Genomic DNA, 19,495 nt, shown 5'->3' on the forward strand with positions numbered 1-19,495 from the left:
TGCTCTTAACTGCCTGCAGCAATAAACCGCAGGTAGCTGAACCAAAAACAACTAACAACAGAATGGTCTCACCTAACGAGGGGCGCTATCAACAACAGCATGACAGCATACCCGATCGCTTACCCTCCTTATTAGAAATGACCGATCCAACCCCGAAAATAGAACCGCTAAGCCGAGGCGGTAACAGGCCGTATAATATTTTTGGCATCGACTATCTGCCACTTGCGCAGCTCACGTCGCATCAGGAAATTGGCATTGCTTCTTGGTATGGCAATAAATTTCATGGCCATTACACCTCAAATGGCGAGGTTTACAATATGTTTGCCATGACTGCCGCACACAAAACCTTACCTTTACCGTCTTATGTTAGGGTAACTAATCTGGATAATAATCTCAGTGCTATTGTGCGAGTGAATGATAGAGGGCCTTTTCATCAAGACCGCATTATCGATTTATCCTATTCTGCTGCGTATAAAATTGGCATGTTGCAACGCGGTACAGCTAGGGTTAAGGTTGAATTGTTAAAATCGCCGGCGATGCTGGCGCAGCAAACGCCAAACAGCAAGGCTACCGTTTCACTCAACAGGCAATGCTTTATTCAGCTGGTTGCTAGCCGCGATAAAAAACGTACGGAACAATTACAACGCGATGTTGCCAAACAGTGGTCGGTTCCAACGGAAGTTCGCGCTGGCAATGGTGTGTATCGATTATTAGTTGGGCCGACCGCGGATATGCAACAAGCAAATAACTGGCTGCAACGCTTTCGGGCTGCAAGTTACCCAGAAGCCTTTTTTTTCAATAATCGCCAATGCGGCTAACCACAGAATTTTAATAACTTAAATTTAAGAACAGGTGCCATGATTCGTTATCAATATATTATCAGTGCAGCCACTTTGGCAATAAGCAGTGTATGCTTTACGGCTACATTAAGTGCACAAACTGTCACGCCACAGGCCCCTACTGTGGCAGCAAAAGGCCATATTCTGATCGACTACCATACTGGAACAGTGCTATCTGAAGAAAATGCCGATATGTCTTTAGCGCCCGCGAGCTTAACCAAGATGATGACAATCTATGTCATTGGTATGGAGCTGAAACAGGGCAATATTACGCTGGATGATATGGTGACCGTCAGTGAACGCGCTTGGTCCAAAAACTTCCCAGGCTCTTCTTTAATGTTTATTGAAGTCGGTACTCAGGTCAAAGTATCAGACTTAGCCCGTGGCATAATGATTCAATCAGGTAATGATGCTTGCGTTGCAATGGCTGAGCATATCGCTGGCACCGAAGGTGCCTTCGTCGATTTAATGAATGCGCATGCCGAGCGCTTGGGCATGCATGATACGCGCTTTAGTAACAGCCATGGTCTGCATCTGGATGATCAATTTACTACACCTCGCGATATGTCCATTTTAGCAAAAGCACTGATTAAAGATGTTCCTGATCTTTACGCCCTTTACTCAGAGCGTGAGTTTACCTACAACAATATCCGTCAATCTAATCGTAACGCCTTGTTATGGGATCGCAGTCTAGAGGTTGATGGTATAAAAACGGGCTACACCAAAGAAGCCGGCTTTAGCTTAATTACCTCTGCAACTCGTGAGGATATGCGGTTAGTATCTGTTGTGATGGGCACCGCAAATGAGCGTGCTAGGGCAGCGGAAAACAAAAAACTACTCACCTACGGTTTCCGGTTCTTTGAAACCTTTGCACCTTATCAGGCTGGCGAACAGTTTGCCGAACAACGTATCTGGCAAGGCGCTAAAGAAACGATTGCGCTGGGGCTTGGGCAAGCAACACCTATTACTATCGCACGTGGGCAGCGCCGTAATTTAAAAGCTGAAATAAGCTTGGATCAAGAATTAATAGCCCCCATATCTAAAGGCCAGATTGTCGGTAAAATTCACTTACGTGCGGGTGAAAATGATATCGCGGAATTTCCGTTGATTGCCCTAGAGAGTGTAGATAGAGCTGGATTCTTCGGCCGAATGATCGACTATATTAAAATGAAATTCAATTAATACCTGCTGGTTTTGCAATGAAGTCCCGGCACCTGCCGGGATTTTTTGTTAGAATAAACAGGTTAATGGCATAGAGACAACATAATGGTAACTGAAGTTAAAAATACCAAATTCGATGAATATCTGGAGTTCCCCTGCCAGTTTAATTTTAAAGTATTAGGTTTAGCCGAGGCACGCTTAGTGGATGACGTCATGGCGGTTATCCAGCAACATACCGCAGCAACAGATTATAGTCCTACCGTAAAGCCTAGTGCCAAGGGTAACTACCATTCTGTCTCTGTAAAGGTTACCGTGACCAGCAAGGATCATATTGAGTTGCTGTACACAGAGCTTGGCAAAATAGAACTGGTCCGATACGTCCTCTAATGCATTTAATTAGCTGCTTGCCTTCGTAAAAAGGTCAGTACACATTATAATGCCGCCAATTTTAATTCGGAGAGCGCAGTGTCTGTTACTAAGCAACTTGTGATTCGCCAGCTAGGCCTGCAAGATTACACCCACATCTGGCAAGCTATGCAGCAATTTACTGATCAGCGCAACAGTGAGACGCCTGACGAAATTTGGTTACTGGAGCATCACGCTGTTTTTACCCAAGGACAAGCAGGTAAAGCCGAACATTTATTGTTTGCAGGCGATATTCCTGTTGTGCAAGTTGATCGAGGTGGTCAGGTTACCTACCATGGGCCGGGTCAACTAGTCGCTTATGTACTGTTAGATATAAAACGCCGCAACTTAGGCGTGCGGCAACTGGTGACGATGCTGGAGCAAATCTTAATTGAATTACTGGCTCACCATCAGATCAGTGCGCAAGCCAGAAGTGATGCACCAGGTGTTTATGTAGACGGCGCCAAGATAGCCTCTTTGGGTTTAAGAATTCGCAAAGGCTGTAGCTTTCACGGGCTGGCATTGAATGTTGATATGGATTTGACACCTTTTAGTCAAATTAATCCTTGTGGTTATGCTGGTATGCAAATGGTACGCAGCGCCGATCTCGGCGGCCCCAAGCGCGTATCTGAAGCGAGCCAGCAACTAGCTGAATTATTTCAACAACATCTGGCTATTACTGAGCCAGTGTTTAAATCGGGGTTAGATAATTAATATGACCAAAACTGCACGTATGGAACCCGGTGTAAAACTGCGCGATGCCGAAAAAATGGCGCTGATCCCCGTAAAAGTTTTACCTACTGAGCGTGAAGAGTTACTCCGCAAACCAGAGTGGCTGAAAATCAAGCTGCCCAAAAGCACTGAGCGCATCGACGAGATCAAGGGCGCACTGCGCAAGCATGGCTTACATTCTGTCTGTGAAGAGGCCTCCTGCCCTAACTTATCAGAATGCTTCAATCATGGCACAGCAACCTTTATGATTCTGGGCGCAATCTGTACACGCCGCTGTCCATTCTGCGATGTCGCACATGGTCGTCCATTGCCACCAAGTGCTGAAGAACCTGAAAAATTAGCCCTGACCATCCGCGATATGAAACTGAAATATGTCGTTATCACTTCAGTTGATCGTGATGATTTACGCGATGGCGGCGCCCAACATTTTGCCGATTGTATAACCGCGATTCGCAAATATAGTCCGCACATTAAAATTGAAGTGTTAGTGCCTGACTTCCGTGGCCGGATGGATGTGGCATTAGACATTTTAAGTAAAAGCCCACCTGATGTGTTTAATCACAATCTAGAGACTGCACCACGCCTATATAAATTGGCTAGACCTGGTGCTGATTACAAATGGTCTTTACAGTTATTAAAACGCTTTAAAGAAGCGCACCCTCAGGTCGCCACTAAATCAGGCTTAATGGTGGGCTTAGGTGAAACAACGGAAGAGTTGTTAGAAGTTCTGCGTGATCTACGCGAACACAACGTCGATATGCTGACAGTAGGACAATATTTACAACCGAGTAAACATCACTTGCCGGTACGACGCTTTATGCCACCAGCAGAATTTGATGAAATTAAAGCCTACGCGAATGAAATCGGCTTTAAACACGCGGCTTGTGGTCCCTTTGTCCGCTCCAGCTATCATGCCGACAGGCAAGCAGCCGGTGAAGATATCAGCTAAAAACTCCGGCGAATTTGCTCAAGCCAGATAACCTCGTTATCTGGCTTTTTGTTTTTTATTTTATGAATTTACGATAAGCCAACTTATTTCAGTGCTGGCTATTTCGGAAGCCGTAAACACTTGCTAAGCTTAAGGTATCAAGGTGGAGGGCTTATGGAACAAAGACACTTTAAGCGGGTACGTTTTTTTAGTCAGGCATTACTGGAAGCTGATGGTCATGAGTATCCGACTGAGTTATTGGATATCTCATTAAAAGGGGCATTAGTTAAAAAACCTTTAACTGGCTTACCCGCTGCACCTACCACACTTTTTTTAAAGTTAGGATTAAGTGATTCTACTGAACAAGTCATAATGCAGGTCAGTATTGCTCATCAGCACGGCATCTTCTTAGGGTTACATTGCGAAAAAATTGATATTGATAGTATCAGTCACTTGCGCCGTTTGTTAGAGCTTAATTTAGGTGATCCAGAGCTGTTAAGCCGTGACTTAGCTGAATTAAGTAATGGTGAATAGTAATTAATCTTCTGTAAGATCACGCAAAACATGCTGCGCAGGTGGATAACCTAAAGTGGCAGCAGCCTGCATCAGTTGCAGCCATTGTTGCCAATCTTCTTTTTGCCGTGCCAAATAAGCAAAATAATATTGCACAGGCATAATCTCTGCGGGTTTCTGCATTACCTGCAGCAGAAGTTTTTCGTATAGATCTGGTAGTCCTGCTTCAAAATGCCGCATGGTGTTTATTGCCGCCACTGGCCGATAAGCTTGCAAACCAACGGCTTCACAGGTGGGTACGGCGGTAAGCGTTACCTCATTCTCCCTCACAGCGTAATGTAGTAAATAACGCTGTAATGTCTCGGGGTCATTACCTATTAACAGGTTAGGGGCGAATTTACCAGGTTGGCAAATCGCTTTTGCCGCTACAGGACTAAGTAAGTACTCATCCAGAAAACCCGCAATATGCATAAATTCGTGCCGGAATAATGGTAAGCCGGCATTATCGGGTAACTGTAAAATGCCATTGTTATAACTTGCTATACCACGCCCTGCTATTACGACTAGTTGTTGAAATTGCGTCGTCATGACAGTAGACGTTAACGCGGCATAATTACAATTAATGCGTTGCCCTAGCTGCTCAGTACAATTGAGCTCAGTGCTATTGAAACGTAAAACCGGTTTAAAACAAACGGGGAGCTTGGTTAATTGTGGGTCTTGTTGCCAAGCAAGCATAAGACTTTGCCAAGTGCGCTCGCCCTGCGCTTGGCTAATAACAGGCTGCAACACTAAGGCACAACCAGCAGCGCTCTGCCAACCCAAGACGCTAGAGCTGTCATCTATAGGCCACAAGCCTAACTCAGCCAACAGAGTACCGCTGGGTGATAAAGCTAAGCTAGGCTGAATGTGTTGCAACCAATGCGCTGTCGCTAAGCGGCCTTCTAATCGAAGTTGTAAACGGAGTGCATGCTCAAGCGCGTCTGCCGACCCCAGACTGGCTGCATGACGAAACCAATATAAAGCTGCCTGTAATTCATTATTGGCTAAGCGTGAGTTAGCAAGCCGTTTGGCTGCGCTCACATTAGTCGCAGCATCTTGCATGAGCTGTTGCTCTGAATCAGATGTTACTGGTTGGCAACCTAACAATAAACTAAAAAGAAAAAAGCCAGTTAACCGGCTTTTTATGAGCAGCAGAAAGACTTTTAGCAACGGATTAGTCTTCATTAATTAAGGGTTCGCCGCGCATCTTGGCCATTTCTAATCTGGCATAACGATGCTCAACAAATTCGTAAACATTGGTGGCTAACACTTTGTGATAGTACACCATGGCTTGTGGTAAATTACCCTTAGCTTGATGCCATTTTGCTAGATAAAAGTAGGCTTCGCATAAACGCTCTGCTAATTGCTGCGGCCCGCTTAGCTCCACTAAAATTGACTGTAATAATGCTTGCTCGGTAATTTCGCCTGCGTAAAATCTTACCAAGTTAGTTGCCCAATCGTTACCATCGAGTGCTTGTAAGTGCAGTCTTAAGGTTGCCAAGGCTGCTTGCTCAGCTGTTTCTGCAAAACCAATATAGCGCCAAAGCACACGATAGGGATCGGTTGGTTTAAGCTGATAAAACTGCTGGAAGTCAGGCTGAGCCAGATTAAATCGACCCGCATAATAAAAGGCAATACCACGATTTAAAAAAGCAAAATCATAAGTAGGTGCAAGCTCTAAAGTGGAGTCAAAGGCTTCGTAAGCCTGCTCAAAATTGCCGCTTAAGGTGTAGTGAATGCCAAGCACATTATACACTTCAGCCATATCAGGTTTTAAACGTACAGCACGCATAAAATCTAAACGGGCCAGCGATCTTAAACCAACACTGTCATACATAACACCACGGTCGTAAAATAACTGGGCACTCTGCTCTTCCGTCAATTCTGCGCGCTGCAAAATTTCGGTTAAACGAGCAATTGCCAACTCATTACGATACGGCACTTGCAAAGGTTCGGGTGTTAACCAGATCTCTTGCAAATTAGCAGGTTGCTGAGCACAACCTGCCATACCGACTAGCCCTGCGAACAAGGCTAGTTTTAACCACACGGTTGTCACCTTAGGCTTCTGTAACCGCTTCAGCAGCAGGTTTAGCTAAGGCTTCTTTGATACTCAAACGTACACGACCTTGTTTATCAACTTCCAACACCTTAACGGCAACCTTTTGGCCTACTTGCAAGTGATCAGCGACATTTTGTACACGCTCATCAGAGATTTGCGAAATGTGCACTAAGCCATCTTTGCCTGGTAAAACGTTAACGAAAGCACCGAAATCAACGATACGTACCACTTCACCTTCGTAAATAGTACCCACTTCAATCTCTGCAGTAATCGCATTGATCTTGTCGATAGCAATTTGTGCGGCTTTGGCGGTAGTTGCAGCAATTTTGATACTGCCGTCATCTTCCAGCTCAATAGTGGTACCTGATTCTTCAGTGATCTGACGAATTACCGCACCACCTTTACCGATAACTTCACGGATTTTCTCCGGGTTAATCTTCATGGTGTAGATACGTGGCGCGTATTCAGACATCTCTTCACGGTGTCCGCTGATCGCCTGATCCATTACATTCAGAATATGCAAACGGGCTGCTTTAGCTTGCTTGAGGGCAATTTGCATGATTTCTTGCGTGATACCGTCAATCTTAATGTCCATTTGTAGTGCAGTAATACCTTCGGCAGTACCGGCAACTTTAAAGTCCATGTCGCCTAAGTGATCTTCATCACCTAAGATGTCCGATAACACAACAAAATCATCACCTTCTTTAACTAAGCCCATGGCAATACCTGCCACAGAGGCTTTGATCGGTACACCTGCATCCATAAGTGCTAAAGAAGAACCACATACAGAAGCCATAGAGCTTGAACCATTTGATTCGGTGATTTCTGAAACAACACGTACAGTGTACGGGAAATCATTAAAATCTGGCATTACAGCTTGGATGCCGCGTTTCGCTAACCGACCATGACCAATTTCACGACGTTTAGGCGAACCCACCATACCGGTCTCACCGACTGAATACGGCGGGAAGTTATAGTGCAGCATAAAGGTATCTGTTTTAGCACTGAGTAAATCATCTACCGTTTGCGCATCACGCGCTGTGCCCAGAGTGGCAGTTACTAGAGCCTGTGTTTCACCACGGGTAAATAGCGCTGAACCGTGAGTACGTGGCAATACGCCCGTCATGACACTTAGGCCACGGATCATTTCTGGATCACGGCCATCGATACGCGGTTCACCTTTGGTAATACGACCACGCACGACTTTTGATTCTAAGTTATGGAAAATCTCACCGACTTCGGTCGCATCTAGGCTTTCACCTTCAGCTAGTTCAGCCTTGAGTTGTTCAACTAAAGCGGCTTTGATTTCACCAATACGCTCGTAGCGTTTTGCTTTTTCAGTAATACGATAAGCATCACCTAATTCAGCCGCGGCCAAAGTCTCGATTTTCGCAATTAACGGCAGATTTTTCGCAGGAGCTTGCCAGTTCCAAAGCGGTTTAGCCGCTTCGCCAGCAAATTCTTTAATGGCATTTATCGCAGTTTGCATTTGCTGGTGACCATAAACAACGGCACCTAGCATCACATCTTCAGATAACACGCCTGCTTCAGATTCAACCATCAATACGGCACTGGCAGTACCCGCAACCACCAGGTCAAGCTTAGAGGTTTTTAATTCATCTTCTGAAGGGTTCAGTACATATTGATTATTGATATAACCAACGCGCGCCGCGCCAACTGGGCCAGCAAATGGAATACCAGAAATGGCTAAGGCAGCTGAAGTACCGATTAAAGCAACGATATCAGGTTGGATTTCAGGTTGTACCGATACAACAGTCGCAATCACCTGAACTTCATTGGTAAAACCTTCTGGGAAAAGTGGACGAATTGGCCGGTCAATCAAACGGGCAATTAGCGTTTCACCTTCAGAAGGACGACCTTCACGTTTAAAGAAGCCACCCGGAATACGGCCAGCAGCATACATTTTTTCCTGGTAATTTACCGTTAAAGGAAAGAAGTCTTGACCAGGTTTGGCTTCTTTTTTGCCAACAACAGTTACTAATACGGAGGTATCTCCCAGACTTGCCAATACTGCGGCATCTGCCTGACGGGCGATTACGCCGGTTTCTAAGGTGAAAGTGTGTTGGCCGAACTGGAATGATTTTACGATGGGAGTCACGTGGTATGTTCCTTTGCTTTAATCGCCGAATTGCGATGTCTTACTCTGTTTTATTTACGCACACAGTATACTCTGTAACCTAGAACAAAAGATAGTTCCGCAGCTTGGCAATAAAAATTTTTGCGCATAAAAAAAGAGGCTCGAAAGCCTCTTTTTTTGTTTCGTCTTAGCGACGTAAACCTAAACGCTCAATCAGTGTCGCGTAACGGCTCTGATCTTTGCCTTTTAAGTAATCTAACAATTTACGACGCTGGCTAACCATGCGTAACAAACCACGACGAGAGTGGAAGTCGTGCTTGTGCTCAGCGAAGTGACCTTGTAAATGATTGATAGAAGCAGTTAACAGTGCAACTTGAACTTCTGGTGAACCTGTGTCGCCTTGCTTAACAGCAAAATCAGCAACAATTTTAGCCTTATCAGCAGCGTTTAAAGCCATGATATATCTCCAAATGTGAGTGAACTAAGATACGCTTTCCGCCGATCACTCATCCAGCGGTAGCAAAACAGTTGCGAATTTTACCTGCAGCTAGCTGCTTTTACAAGCAGATTAACTAGCCTGTAACCTTGGCTAGTCAAGTAATTCCAGGTTAACCAAGCGTCGACTCACTAATTCACCTGCGATCACCTCGCCAATACCCAATAATTGGGCAGTAGCGCTATAAAGCTTAACACTCGCGGTGTCCGGCAATGCTACTTTGCAGGATTGGCCGTGCATAATATGCTTTTGTTGTGCCGCATCTAAGGTAAGGCTGGTTAACCCCACTAAACCCGCATCCATCGGCAACAATAAAGCATCTAGTGCTGGCCAGTTAGCCTCATTGTTTAAGGTCTCTAGCTGTGCCGGTGTCACCATCTGCTCAGCGCTAAAAGGCCCAACCTGAGTTCTGTGTAACTTTGCAACATGCGCGCCACAGCCTAAGGCCTCGCCTAAATCATCAATCAAGGTCCGGATATAGGTGCCTTTGGAGCAATGTACAATAAAATCGGCACTGTCGTGTTGACGCGATAGGAGTTCAAAACGAAAAATACTAATAGGCCGAGCTTCGCGAGGCACTTCAATACCTTGCCGAGCATATTTGTACAGAGGTTGGCCCTGATATTTCAGTGCAGAAAACATGGTCGGCACTTGCAAAATATCACCACGCAGCGCCTGCATAGCCTGTTCCAGCTCGGCATCACTAAAGCTAACTGGCTTTTCGCTAATCACCTCACCTTCCGCATCGCTGGTAGTGGTGCGCACACCAAACTTAGCCGTGACTTGATAGGTTTTATCGGTATCCAGCAAAAACTGGCTAAACTTAGTCGCTTCACCAAAACAAAGGGGCAGTAAACCGGATGCCATTGGATCCAAGGCGCCGGTGTGTCCAGCTTTAGCAGCCTGATATAACCAGCGTACTCGCTGTAATATACCATTGCTGCTGACCTCTAAGGGTTTATCCAACAGTAAAATACCATGGACTTGCCGCGCGTTTTTACGAGCGCGCATTATTCCTCTTCTCCACCCTTTTCTGGCCGATCCGTTTCTTGCCCTGCCTCTTTGCGACGACGCTCGTCTTCACGACGCACCGTTTCGACCAATGTCGCCATCCGGATCCCTTCGTTGAGCGATTCGTCAAACGCAAAGCGGATATGTGGCACAATTCGGGTTTGAATACGCTTACCAATTAGGCTACGCACATAACCTGCCGCATCATTTAAAATCTTTAAGTTATCTTCAACTTTATCGTTGTCCATGCCTAAAAAGGTCACGAATACCTTGGCGTGCGATAAATCACGCGACACTTCTACGTCTGAAACGGTAATCATGGTGTGCAAACGCGGATCTTTAATTTCGCGTTGCAGAATAACCGCCATTTCTTTTTTCACTTGTTGTGAAAGCCGGTCAACCCGGGAGAATTCTTTAGCCATGCTTTGTCTATCCTAGTATTTCTGGCACTTATCCTCTTCGTCTTTGCAGGTAAAAAACAGCTTGAAAGACGAAGAGTATAAACACAACAGGGGCAACATGTGCCCCTGATACAGCATTGTGCTACAGCAGCAACTATAACGTACGCTCAATCTGGATGGTTTCGAATACTTCGATCTGATCGCCTTCGCGCACATCGTTGTAGTTCTTCACACCAATACCACACTCAAAGCCATTACGTACTTCACTCACGTCATCTTTAAAGCGACGCAGTGATTCTAGCTCACCTTCGTAAATCACCACGTTATCACGCAGAACACGAATTGGGGCATTGCGCTTGATGATACCTTCGGTAACCATACAGCCAGCGATAGCGCCGAATTTCGGTGAGCGGAATACATCACGAACCTGAGCCAAACCAATGATCTGTTGTTTAAACTCTGGCGCTAACATACCGGTCATCGCAGCACGCACTTCGTCTAACAGCTCATAAATGATGCTGTAATAACGTAAGTCAAGGCCTTCTTCTTCTACCAGTTTACGCGCCGTGCCATCAGCACGAACGTTAAAGCCGATAATGATAGCGGAAGAAGCTGCGGCAAGGGTAACGTCAGTTTCAGTAATACCACCCACACCTGAGCCGACAATCTTCACTTTCACTTCGTCAGTTGATAACTTCATCAGAGACTCGGTAATCGCTTCTACCGAGCCTTGTACGTCAGCTTTCAATACGATATTCAGTTCAGATACGTCACCATCTGCCATGTTGGCAAACATGTTTTCCAACTTAGATTTTTGTTGACGTGCCAGCTTAACATCACGGAATTTACCCTGACGATACAAGGCAACTTCACGGGCTTTACGCTCATCTTTTACTACAGTAACTTCATCACCCGCTTGCGGTACACCGGACAAACCTAGGATTTCTACCGGAATAGATGGACCTGCAGTTTTAATTTCTTTACCGTTCTCATCACGCATAGCACGCACGCGGCCATACTCAAAACCACAGAGGACAACATCGCCTTGCTTTAACGTGCCTTCTTGCACCAGGATAGAGGCAACAGGACCACGGCCTTTATCAAGGCGTGATTCAATCACCACACCACGGCCCAAGCCTTGGTGAACTGCTTTTAACTCTAACAATTCAGCTTGGTTTAGGATGGCTTCTAATAAGTCATCAATACCTGATCCCGTTTTCGCCGATACTGGCACAAACTGAGTATCGCCACCCCACTCTTCCGAGATAACATCGTATTGCGATAATTCATTACGAACGCGATCTGGATCAGCTGAAGGCTTATCCATTTTATTCACCGCAACCACTAACGGCACGTTACCGGCTTTGGCATGTTGAATCGCTTCTTTGGTTTGCGGCATAACACCATCGTCAGCAGCAACAACCAGAATAACGATATCCGTCGCTTTAGCACCACGCGCTCGCATTGAAGTAAAGGCTGCGTGACCTGGTGTATCCAGGAAAGTGACCATACCGCGCTCAGTTTCTACATGGTAAGCACCGATATGCTGGGTAATACCACCTGCTTCACCATCGGCAACCTTGGCTTTACGGATATAATCCAGCAATGAGGTTTTACCATGGTCAACGTGACCCATTACGGTTACAACCGGTGCCCGTGGTTCTAACTCACCCTGACCTTCACGATCAGACATTACCGCTTCTTCCAGCTCGTTTTCTTTGGTCAGGGTAAACTTATGCCCCATTTCCTCACAAACGATAGCTGCTGTTTCCTGATCAATAACCTGGTTAATGGTTGCCATAGCACCCATTTTCATCATCGTTTTGATCACTTCAGAGGCTTTAACTGCCATCTTGGCAGCAAGCTCAGCAACAGTGATAGTTTCACCAATTTTAACTTCACGCTCTACCGGCTGGGCAGGTTTATTAAAACCATGCTGCATACTGGTAGGGGTTTTCTTTTTCTTATGACGGTTAGCACGATTAAAGGCTTCTTTATCGTTAACGTCATCTTTGGTTTTCTTACCTTTAGCGACAGGCGCTTTTTTACCTACACCGCGACGGCCCGCACGCTCTTCTTTAGCATCGACTTCATCTTCAGCCTGTTTTGCAAATTGATTGCTAGTCAGGTGGTAATCATCGGTGTCTGCTGGCTTAACCTTTTCTTCTTGCGCCCAACGCTCGCTGTTTTCTTCTGCTAAACGACGCGCCTCTTCGGCTTGCTTACGCGCTTCTTCTTCCAGCTTACGTAAGGCTTCAGCTTCTTGTTGCTGACGAATACGTTCGGCTTCTTTACGCGCTTCTTCTTTTGCCGCACGACGCGCCGCTTCTTCCGGATCGTCTTTGGCTAATTGTGCTGTTTTCTGATCTTCGCGCTTTTTCGTTTCAGCCGCTTTACGCTCAGCTTCTTCTTTCGCTTTTAGCTGAGCAGCTTCACGAGCCTGACGTTCAGCTTCTAACCGAGCAGCCTCTGCTTCAGCTTTGGCTTTCTCTTCAGCCAATCTTGCTTCTTCCTGCGCTTTTAGTCCTGCTTCATCTAGCATTGGCTTTTTAATAAAGGTTTTTTGCTTACGCACTTCAACCTGTATTTCACGATTACGGCCAGCACCACCTGCCACACTTAACGTGGTTTTTTCTTTACGCTTAATCGTCAGCTTTGCAGGTTCAGCGGTTTTTCCACCATGCTGTTTGCTTAAATGATCCAGCAAAACTTTTTTCTCATCTTCGGTTACCGATTGGCCTTGCGCCTTGGTAATCCCTGCATCAGCAAATTGTTGCACTAACCGATCAACAGTTGTACCGACATCACTGGCCAATTTTTCTATGGTTACTTCTGCCATTTGTGTTGTTACCTCCGTTGACTACTTAGTTACTTTCATTAAACCAAACGATATTACGTGCAGCCATAATCAGCTCAGCGGCTTTATCTTCGGTCATTTGGGCAATTTCTAACAAATCATCTACACCTAATTCAGCCAAGTCATCAAGAGTCGTTACCCCTTTGCTAGCAATGACATAAGCGGTATGCGTATCTAAACCAGCTAATGCTAACAACTGTTCAGTTGGCTTGGCATCTTCCAGCGACTCTTCACTCGCCAGTGCCCGAGTAGTTAATACATCTTTGGCACGGCTACGTAATACTTCTACTGTGTCTTCGTCTAAACCATCAATAGATAACAATTCACTGACAGGGACATAAGCGATTTCTTCTAAAGTTGAGAAACCTTCTTCAACCAACACCTCAGCGAAGTCTTCGTCAATTTCAAGCGCATCCATAAAGAGTTGACGCACTTTTTCAGTTTCTTCTTGATGCTTTTTCTTCATATTGGAAACTGACATCACATTCAATTCCCAACCAGTTAATTGGCTGGCTAAACGAACGTTTTGACCATTACGGCCGATCGCCATCGCCAAATTAGAATCTTCAACAGCAATATCCATTGAATGGGTATCTTCATCAACGATGATAGAAGCTACTTCAGCCGGTGCCATAGCGTTAATCACAAACTGGGCATCGTTATCGTCATACAACACGATATCAACCCGCTCGCCACCCAACTCGTTCGATACAGCTTGTACACGTGAACCACGCATACCAACACAAGCTCCTACTGGGTCGATACGGCGATCGTTACTTTTCACAGCGATCTTAGCGCGTGAACCTGGATCGCGGGCAGCACCACGTAATTCGATCATCTCTTCACCAATTTCTGGCACTTCGATGCGGAATAATTCTAAAAGCATTTCAGGCTTAGCGCGGCTTAAAAATAACTGAGCGCCACGTGCTTCCGGCTTAACATCAAATAATAAAGCACGAATACGATCGCCTGGACGGTAAGTCTCACGCGGTAACATTTCTTCGCGCGCTAACATCGCTTCAGCGTTATTGCCAAGATCCACAATAATGCTTTCACGGTTAACTTTTTTAACCACGCCAGTGACTAACTCGCCAACCTGGTCGATATAAGCTTCAACAACCTGTGAACGTTCGGCTTCACGCACTTTCTGCACAATCACTTGCTTCGCCATTTGGGTGGTGATGCGATCAAACTCAACAGAATCGATTTGCTCTTCTACGTAATCACCCAACTTCACTGATGGATCATCATATTGCGCAGCAGATAAGGTCATTTCACGGTAGGGATGTTCCATTACTGCATCATCCGCAACCACTTCCCAACGACGGAATGTCTCATAAGAACCGGTTTTCCGATCAATGGTTACTCTAACTTCGATATCGCCTTCATTTTTCTTTTTTGTGGCTGCGGCTAATGCAAATTCTAATGCCTGAAAAATTTTTTCACGTGGCACGGACTTTTCATTTGAAACTGCATCAACAACTAATAGTATTTCTTTTGCCATTGTATATGCCTCACTTTGACGCTACCTGGTTACCTTAAAAAACCGGTACCACGTTTGCTTTATCAATGTTATCGAAAAGCAAACTACAGGGTTTGCCATCCACTTCAATTACCAACGTATCGCCATCAAACGAGGTCAGTAATCCTTTGAATTTGCGTCGACCTTCTTGAGGAACGGTTAGTTTCACTTCAATTTTATGGCCAACATATTGGGTAAATTGTGCCTCGGTGAATAAAGGTCGATCCATCCCAGGCGACGACACCTCTAAGGTGTATTCATTAGGGATTGGATCTTCAACGTCCAGCAAAGCACTGACTTCACGACTCACCAGAGCACAGTCTTCGACCATAATGCCCTCAGCTTTGTCAATAAAGATTCTCAGTGTGGTATGACGCCCAGCGCGGATCAGCTCGATACCCCACAGTTGATAACCCGCTGCTTCCACAGTGGGTGTCAGCAGCTCTGTCAGTTGCTGTTCTTGTTTAGCCAAAAAGACCTCCGAAACACAAATAAAAAATGGGCAAAACGCCCATTACTACATAAAACACGGACTCTAGATGCGAAAACGCCCCGAACAAGCGGGGCGAAAAACATCCAGTCATTAAACATATCGCCAATGCTTAATGGTTGTTGATTTGGTTGCGCTGGCAGGTTTTTAGACCTTCGCCCTGCGGTTATAGAGAGGAGCCCGAGGGCGAGTTCGCTATAACATTTAACCAATGTAAATTTGGTTGCGGGAGCCGGATTTGAACCGACGACCTTCGGGTTATGAGCCCGACGAGCTACCAGGCTGCTCCATCCCGCGTCCGTAACTGGCGCACATTATATAGTGCCTAATTTGAATGCGCAAGCCGAAGCTTGCGTTAATTTGGTGCCGAGAGCGGGACTTGAACCCGCACGTCCTAGGACACTACCCCCTCAAGATAGCGTGTCTACCAATTTCACCACCTCGGCGTGTAAAGCTTAGTTTCCTACTGGGATATCGTTAACCGCATCTTCTTTTGCAGGAGCTTGTTCAGTCAGTGCTGGAACGGTTTGGAAAAAGTCTGAACCATCATCAGGTTTACTTTGTTTAGCCGTCAAATTACCCAGCACAATACTTAACACAAAAAACAACACGGCTAATACAGTAGTGCTTTTTGTTAAGAAGTTACCAGTGCCACTAGAGCCGAAAACGGTACCTGAAGCGCCTGCACCAAAAGCAGCACCCATGCTTGCACCCTTACCATTTTGGATAAGCACTAAACCAATCAGTGCCAGTGCAACCAGTAAATAACACACCACAAAAATTTCGTACATAATTATTCCTTTGCGCTTGTCTGATAATTTAGACAAATCTGTGCAAATTCATCAGGCTTTAAGCTGGCACCGCCAACTAAAGCACCATCTATGTCTGGTTGAGTAAACAGTGCAGCACTATTTTCTGCGTTTACACTACCGCCATATAAAATTCTTACTTGCTGTGCTGCGACGTTGTCGTAACTTTGCAGTACATCCCGAATAAAAGCGTGTGTTTCTTGCGCCTGTTCAGGAGTTGCAGACTCGCCTGTGCCAATGGCCCAGATGGGTTCATAAGCAATCACCGACTTCACTAGCAATTCGGGGTGCGAAGCATACACTGCAGCTAATTGTTTCGCAATAACCTGTTGTGTTTTTTCTTGTTGGCGCTCTTGTAAGGTTTCACCAACACATAACACCGGTGTCAAGCCGGCAGTAACAGCTGTAACCACTTTTTCAGCGATTAACGCATCTGTTTCAAACTGATACTGTCTGCGCTCAGAATGCCCAATCAGACTATAAGTCGCACCCGCTTCTTTCAGCAAGGAAGCACTTAATTGCCCCGTATAAGCACCTGAAACAGCGGCGCTGACATCCTGACCACCTAAGGCTACCTTATTTGATGGCGGGAAAAACGGCAGTAAGGTTGCTGGAGGACAGATTAATAACTCGGCCTCAGTGTCTATTTCTGCTAATACGTTATTTACTGCTTCAATTAAGGCCTTAGTGCCATTCATCTTCCAGTTGGCAGCGATCAGAGCTTTACGCGACATTAGGCTATATCCTTTGCTAAGACATGCTGATAGTAACTAAGCTTGTTCGTTAGAACAAGCTTTTCGCGTTTAATCTGAGTTGGTTGCGCATTTTTTAGCTTACTTAACTGGCAATTTTTACTGCTGCAGCAATTTTTTCGGCATAGGCACGCACTTCATGCTCATCTTCACCTTCCACCATCACGCGAATCAGTGGCTCAGTTCCAGATTTACGAATAAGCACTCGTCCTTTTCCTGCCAAAGCTTGTTCTACTTCAGTAATACTTTGCTGCACGTTCTGTTTTTCTAGTGGTGCACTTCCTTTGGCAAATTTAACATTCACTAAAACCTGCGGTAGCTTGCGCATATCTGCACACAGTTCAGCCAGGGCTTTATCGCTGGTTAGCATGGCATTCAATACTTGTAAGGAGGCAATAATGCCATCGCCAGTGCAGGTATAATCTAAATTCAACACATGGCCAGAATTCTCGCCACCGATCCGCCAGTTATGTTCACGCAGTAGTTCCATCACATAACGATCACCCACCGCACTGCGAGCGAAAGGAATTGCTAATTTGGCTAAGGCTAACTCTAAGCCCATATTACTCATCAAGGTGCCGACAACACCACCTTGTAAGGTGCCAGCTTCTTTCGCCGCCCGAGCAATAATGTAGACGATTTCATCGCCATCCAGCACACGACCATGTTGATCGACCATCATCACGCGGTCACCATCACCGTCATAGGCGATCCCCAGATCTGCGGCTTCTGCTAACACCGTTTCCCGCAATAAATCAGTATGGGTAGCCCCGCACAGATGATTGATATTCAGACCATCAGGCTCACAGCCAATGGTGATCACCTTAGCGCCTAATTCTTTGAAAACGGCTGGGGCAATATGGTAAGTTGCACCATGCGCACAGTCGATCACAATTTTTAACCCACTTAACGACAAATTATTATTTAAATGGCTTTTACAAAATTCGATATAACGCCCTGCAGCGTCATTAATGCGCACAGCTTTGCCTAAATTCTCCGAAGATTCACAAATCATCGGTTGTTCTAGCTCGTGCTCTATGGCGAGTTCAATATCATCGGCCAACTTAGTACCGTCGGCTGAGAAAAATTTGATGCCATTGTCATAATACGGATTGTGAGATGCGCTAATCACAATACCGGCTTCAGCGCGAAAGGTTCGGGTTAAATAGGCAACCGCGGGGGTAGGCATAGGCCCTAGCAAGCGCACATCGATACCCGCAGCGATTAACCCAGCTTCTAAAGCTGTTTCTAACAAATAGCCGGAAATACGCGTGTCTTTGCCGATTAACACCTTACGAGTACCGCGCTGCGATAACACCCGTCCTGCGGCCCAGCCGAGTTTCATTGCAAATTCGGGAGTAATTGGAAACTCGCCTACCCGACCACGCACGCCATCTGTGCCAAAATATTTTCTACTCATTTATTCCACTCCAAAACGGGCTGCAGCGGCAATTCGTACCGCTTGCACAGTTTCCTTAACATCATGTACTCGAATAATTTGTGCGCCAGCATAAGCCGCCAGCGTTGCACAAGCAAGGCTACCAGCAAGCCGTTCGGTTACAGGCACATCTAATAATTGACCAATCATTGATTTTCGAGACATTCCTGCCAAAACGCCATAACCACTCTCAACAAACTTTGACAACGCCGCCAGCAATTGATAATTGTGCGCCAAGGTCTTACCGAACCCAAACCCCGGATCGAGGATAATCTGAGAAGCGGCAATACCAGCTTGCTGACACTGCTCTGCTCTTGCTAACAAAAACTGATACACCTCTTGCACCACATCTTGATAAACTGGCGCAGCTTGCATAGTGCGTGGAGCCCCCTGCATATGCATCAAGCACACTGGCACCTGTAAAGACGCTGCCACAGTTAATGCTGCAGGTTCTTGTAAAGCTCGCACATCATTGATCATATCGGCACCCGCCTGAACCGCAGCTGACATCACCGCAGCTTTACTGGTATCGATCGAGATCACACAGTCAAAACGCTGCCGAATAGCTTCAATAACGGGTACAACACGTTCTAACTCTGCCTCCAAGCTTACCGCAGCTGCCCCAGGACGAGTAGACTCACCGCCAATATCGATAATACGCGCACCTTCTAACAACATTTGCTCTGTAGTAAATAACGCATGATCTAGTGTTTGGAATTTACCGCCGTCAGAAAATGAATCAGGTGTAACATTCAGGATCCCCATAACAACTGGGCGATTTAACGCAAGGTGACGCTGGCGTGGTAAGGTTAACTGCATAAAAATCTCTGTAAACGCTGAAGCTTGTTACCGATATAGAAATAAAGCAGCAGCACTGAATTCAAATTATCGGTAAAAATAGTAAAACCCCGGACCTGCCGGGGTTTTGATTAACGCAATGAACTA

Annotated in this window: 19 protein-coding genes and 2 tRNA genes; 6 read left to right on the forward strand and 15 right to left on the reverse strand. The window is 45.8% G+C overall.

Annotation, left to right across the window (positions count from 1 at the left end):
• Positions 1 to 62: 62 nt before the first annotated feature.
• From ACO1PK_RS03360 to ACO1PK_RS03385, 6 genes are all read left to right on the forward strand, one after another.
• A complete protein-coding gene (locus tag ACO1PK_RS03360) occupies positions 63 to 818 on the forward strand; it encodes a septal ring lytic transglycosylase RlpA family protein (protein WP_423187262.1) in 756 nt (251 codons plus the stop codon).
• A gap of 39 nt (positions 819 to 857) precedes the next feature.
• Positions 858 to 2,021, forward strand: a complete 1,164-nt coding sequence (locus tag ACO1PK_RS03365; RefSeq protein WP_423187263.1) for a serine hydrolase — start codon at positions 858 to 860, stop codon at positions 2,019 to 2,021.
• Positions 2,022 to 2,105: 84 nt separating this feature from the next.
• The gene (ybeD, locus tag ACO1PK_RS03370; RefSeq protein ID WP_423187264.1) at positions 2,106 to 2,387 is read left to right on the forward strand and encodes a DUF493 family protein YbeD; all 282 of its coding nucleotides are present in this window, start codon (positions 2,106 to 2,108) and stop codon (positions 2,385 to 2,387) included.
• Positions 2,388 to 2,465: 78 nt separating this feature from the next.
• The gene (gene lipB / locus ACO1PK_RS03375) at positions 2,466 to 3,119 is read left to right on the forward strand and encodes a lipoyl(octanoyl) transferase LipB (protein WP_423187265.1); all 654 of its coding nucleotides are present in this window, start codon (positions 2,466 to 2,468) and stop codon (positions 3,117 to 3,119) included.
• A 1-nt stretch (position 3,120) separates the two neighbouring features.
• A complete protein-coding gene (gene lipA, locus ACO1PK_RS03380; protein ID WP_423187266.1) occupies positions 3,121 to 4,086 on the forward strand; it encodes a lipoyl synthase in 966 nt (321 codons plus the stop codon).
• Positions 4,087 to 4,239: 153 nt separating this feature from the next.
• Positions 4,240 to 4,599, forward strand: coding sequence for a PilZ domain-containing protein (locus tag ACO1PK_RS03385; protein ID WP_423187267.1), 360 nt, complete (start codon positions 4,240 to 4,242; stop codon positions 4,597 to 4,599).
• Positions 4,600 to 4,602: 3 nt separating this feature from the next.
• Here the strand turns inward: ACO1PK_RS03385 and ACO1PK_RS03390 are convergent, their stop codons facing one another.
• The 15 genes from ACO1PK_RS03390 to folP all read right to left on the reverse strand — a co-directional run bounded on the left by ACO1PK_RS03390 (position 4,603) and on the right by folP (position 19,369).
• On the reverse strand, positions 4,603 to 5,679 hold the full coding sequence (locus ACO1PK_RS03390) for a hypothetical protein (RefSeq protein ID WP_423187268.1): 1,077 nt from the start codon (positions 5,677 to 5,679) through the stop codon (positions 4,603 to 4,605).
• A 112-nt stretch (positions 5,680 to 5,791) separates the two neighbouring features.
• A complete protein-coding gene (gene nlpI, locus ACO1PK_RS03395; RefSeq protein ID WP_423187269.1) occupies positions 5,792 to 6,664 on the reverse strand; it encodes a lipoprotein NlpI in 873 nt (290 codons plus the stop codon).
• Between the two features lie 10 nt (positions 6,665 to 6,674).
• Positions 6,675 to 8,795 (reverse strand): polyribonucleotide nucleotidyltransferase, encoded by a 2,121-nt coding sequence (pnp, locus tag ACO1PK_RS03400; protein ID WP_423187270.1) that lies wholly within the window; start codon positions 8,793 to 8,795, stop codon positions 6,675 to 6,677.
• A 166-nt stretch (positions 8,796 to 8,961) separates the two neighbouring features.
• Positions 8,962 to 9,231: a 30S ribosomal protein S15 gene (gene rpsO, locus ACO1PK_RS03405; protein WP_189433508.1), complete on the reverse strand. Its 270-nt coding sequence runs from the start codon at positions 9,229 to 9,231 to the stop codon at positions 8,962 to 8,964.
• A 132-nt stretch (positions 9,232 to 9,363) separates the two neighbouring features.
• Complete coding sequence (gene truB / locus ACO1PK_RS03410; RefSeq protein ID WP_423187271.1) at positions 9,364 to 10,281, reverse strand: tRNA pseudouridine(55) synthase TruB; 918 nt, start codon at positions 10,279 to 10,281, stop codon at positions 9,364 to 9,366.
• Complete coding sequence (gene rbfA / locus ACO1PK_RS03415; RefSeq protein WP_423187272.1) at positions 10,281 to 10,703, reverse strand: 30S ribosome-binding factor RbfA; 423 nt, start codon at positions 10,701 to 10,703, stop codon at positions 10,281 to 10,283. Before rbfA ends, truB begins: the two co-directional genes overlap by 1 nt.
• A gap of 133 nt (positions 10,704 to 10,836) precedes the next feature.
• Positions 10,837 to 13,521: a translation initiation factor IF-2 gene (gene infB, locus ACO1PK_RS03420; protein ID WP_423187273.1), complete on the reverse strand. Its 2,685-nt coding sequence runs from the start codon at positions 13,519 to 13,521 to the stop codon at positions 10,837 to 10,839.
• A 25-nt stretch (positions 13,522 to 13,546) separates the two neighbouring features.
• Positions 13,547 to 15,043, reverse strand: a complete 1,497-nt coding sequence (gene nusA / locus ACO1PK_RS03425; RefSeq protein WP_423187274.1) for a transcription termination factor NusA — start codon at positions 15,041 to 15,043, stop codon at positions 13,547 to 13,549.
• A 34-nt stretch (positions 15,044 to 15,077) separates the two neighbouring features.
• On the reverse strand, positions 15,078 to 15,533 hold the full coding sequence (rimP, locus tag ACO1PK_RS03430) for a ribosome maturation factor RimP (RefSeq protein WP_423187275.1): 456 nt from the start codon (positions 15,531 to 15,533) through the stop codon (positions 15,078 to 15,080).
• Positions 15,534 to 15,771: 238 nt separating this feature from the next.
• A tRNA-Met gene (locus tag ACO1PK_RS03435) sits at positions 15,772 to 15,848 on the reverse strand.
• Between the two features lie 64 nt (positions 15,849 to 15,912).
• Positions 15,913 to 15,997 (reverse strand) — tRNA-Leu (locus ACO1PK_RS03440).
• 9 nt (positions 15,998 to 16,006) lie between these two features.
• Positions 16,007 to 16,342 carry a preprotein translocase subunit SecG gene (secG, locus tag ACO1PK_RS03445; RefSeq protein ID WP_423187276.1) on the reverse strand — a complete coding sequence of 112 codons (336 nt, stop codon included), beginning with the start codon at positions 16,340 to 16,342 and terminating at the stop codon, positions 16,007 to 16,009.
• Between the two features lie 2 nt (positions 16,343 to 16,344).
• Positions 16,345 to 17,094, reverse strand: coding sequence for a triose-phosphate isomerase (gene tpiA, locus ACO1PK_RS03450; protein ID WP_423187277.1), 750 nt, complete (start codon positions 17,092 to 17,094; stop codon positions 16,345 to 16,347).
• 103 nt (positions 17,095 to 17,197) lie between these two features.
• Positions 17,198 to 18,532, reverse strand: a complete 1,335-nt coding sequence (gene glmM, locus ACO1PK_RS03455) for a phosphoglucosamine mutase (RefSeq protein WP_423187278.1) — start codon at positions 18,530 to 18,532, stop codon at positions 17,198 to 17,200.
• The gene (gene folP, locus ACO1PK_RS03460) at positions 18,533 to 19,369 is read right to left on the reverse strand and encodes a dihydropteroate synthase (RefSeq protein WP_423187279.1); all 837 of its coding nucleotides are present in this window, start codon (positions 19,367 to 19,369) and stop codon (positions 18,533 to 18,535) included.
• Between the last annotated feature and the right edge of the window lie 126 nt (positions 19,370 to 19,495).

It is taken from the genome of Alishewanella sp. d11, from assembly GCF_049390205.1.
Classification (GTDB): Bacteria; Pseudomonadota; Gammaproteobacteria; order Enterobacterales; family Alteromonadaceae; genus Alishewanella.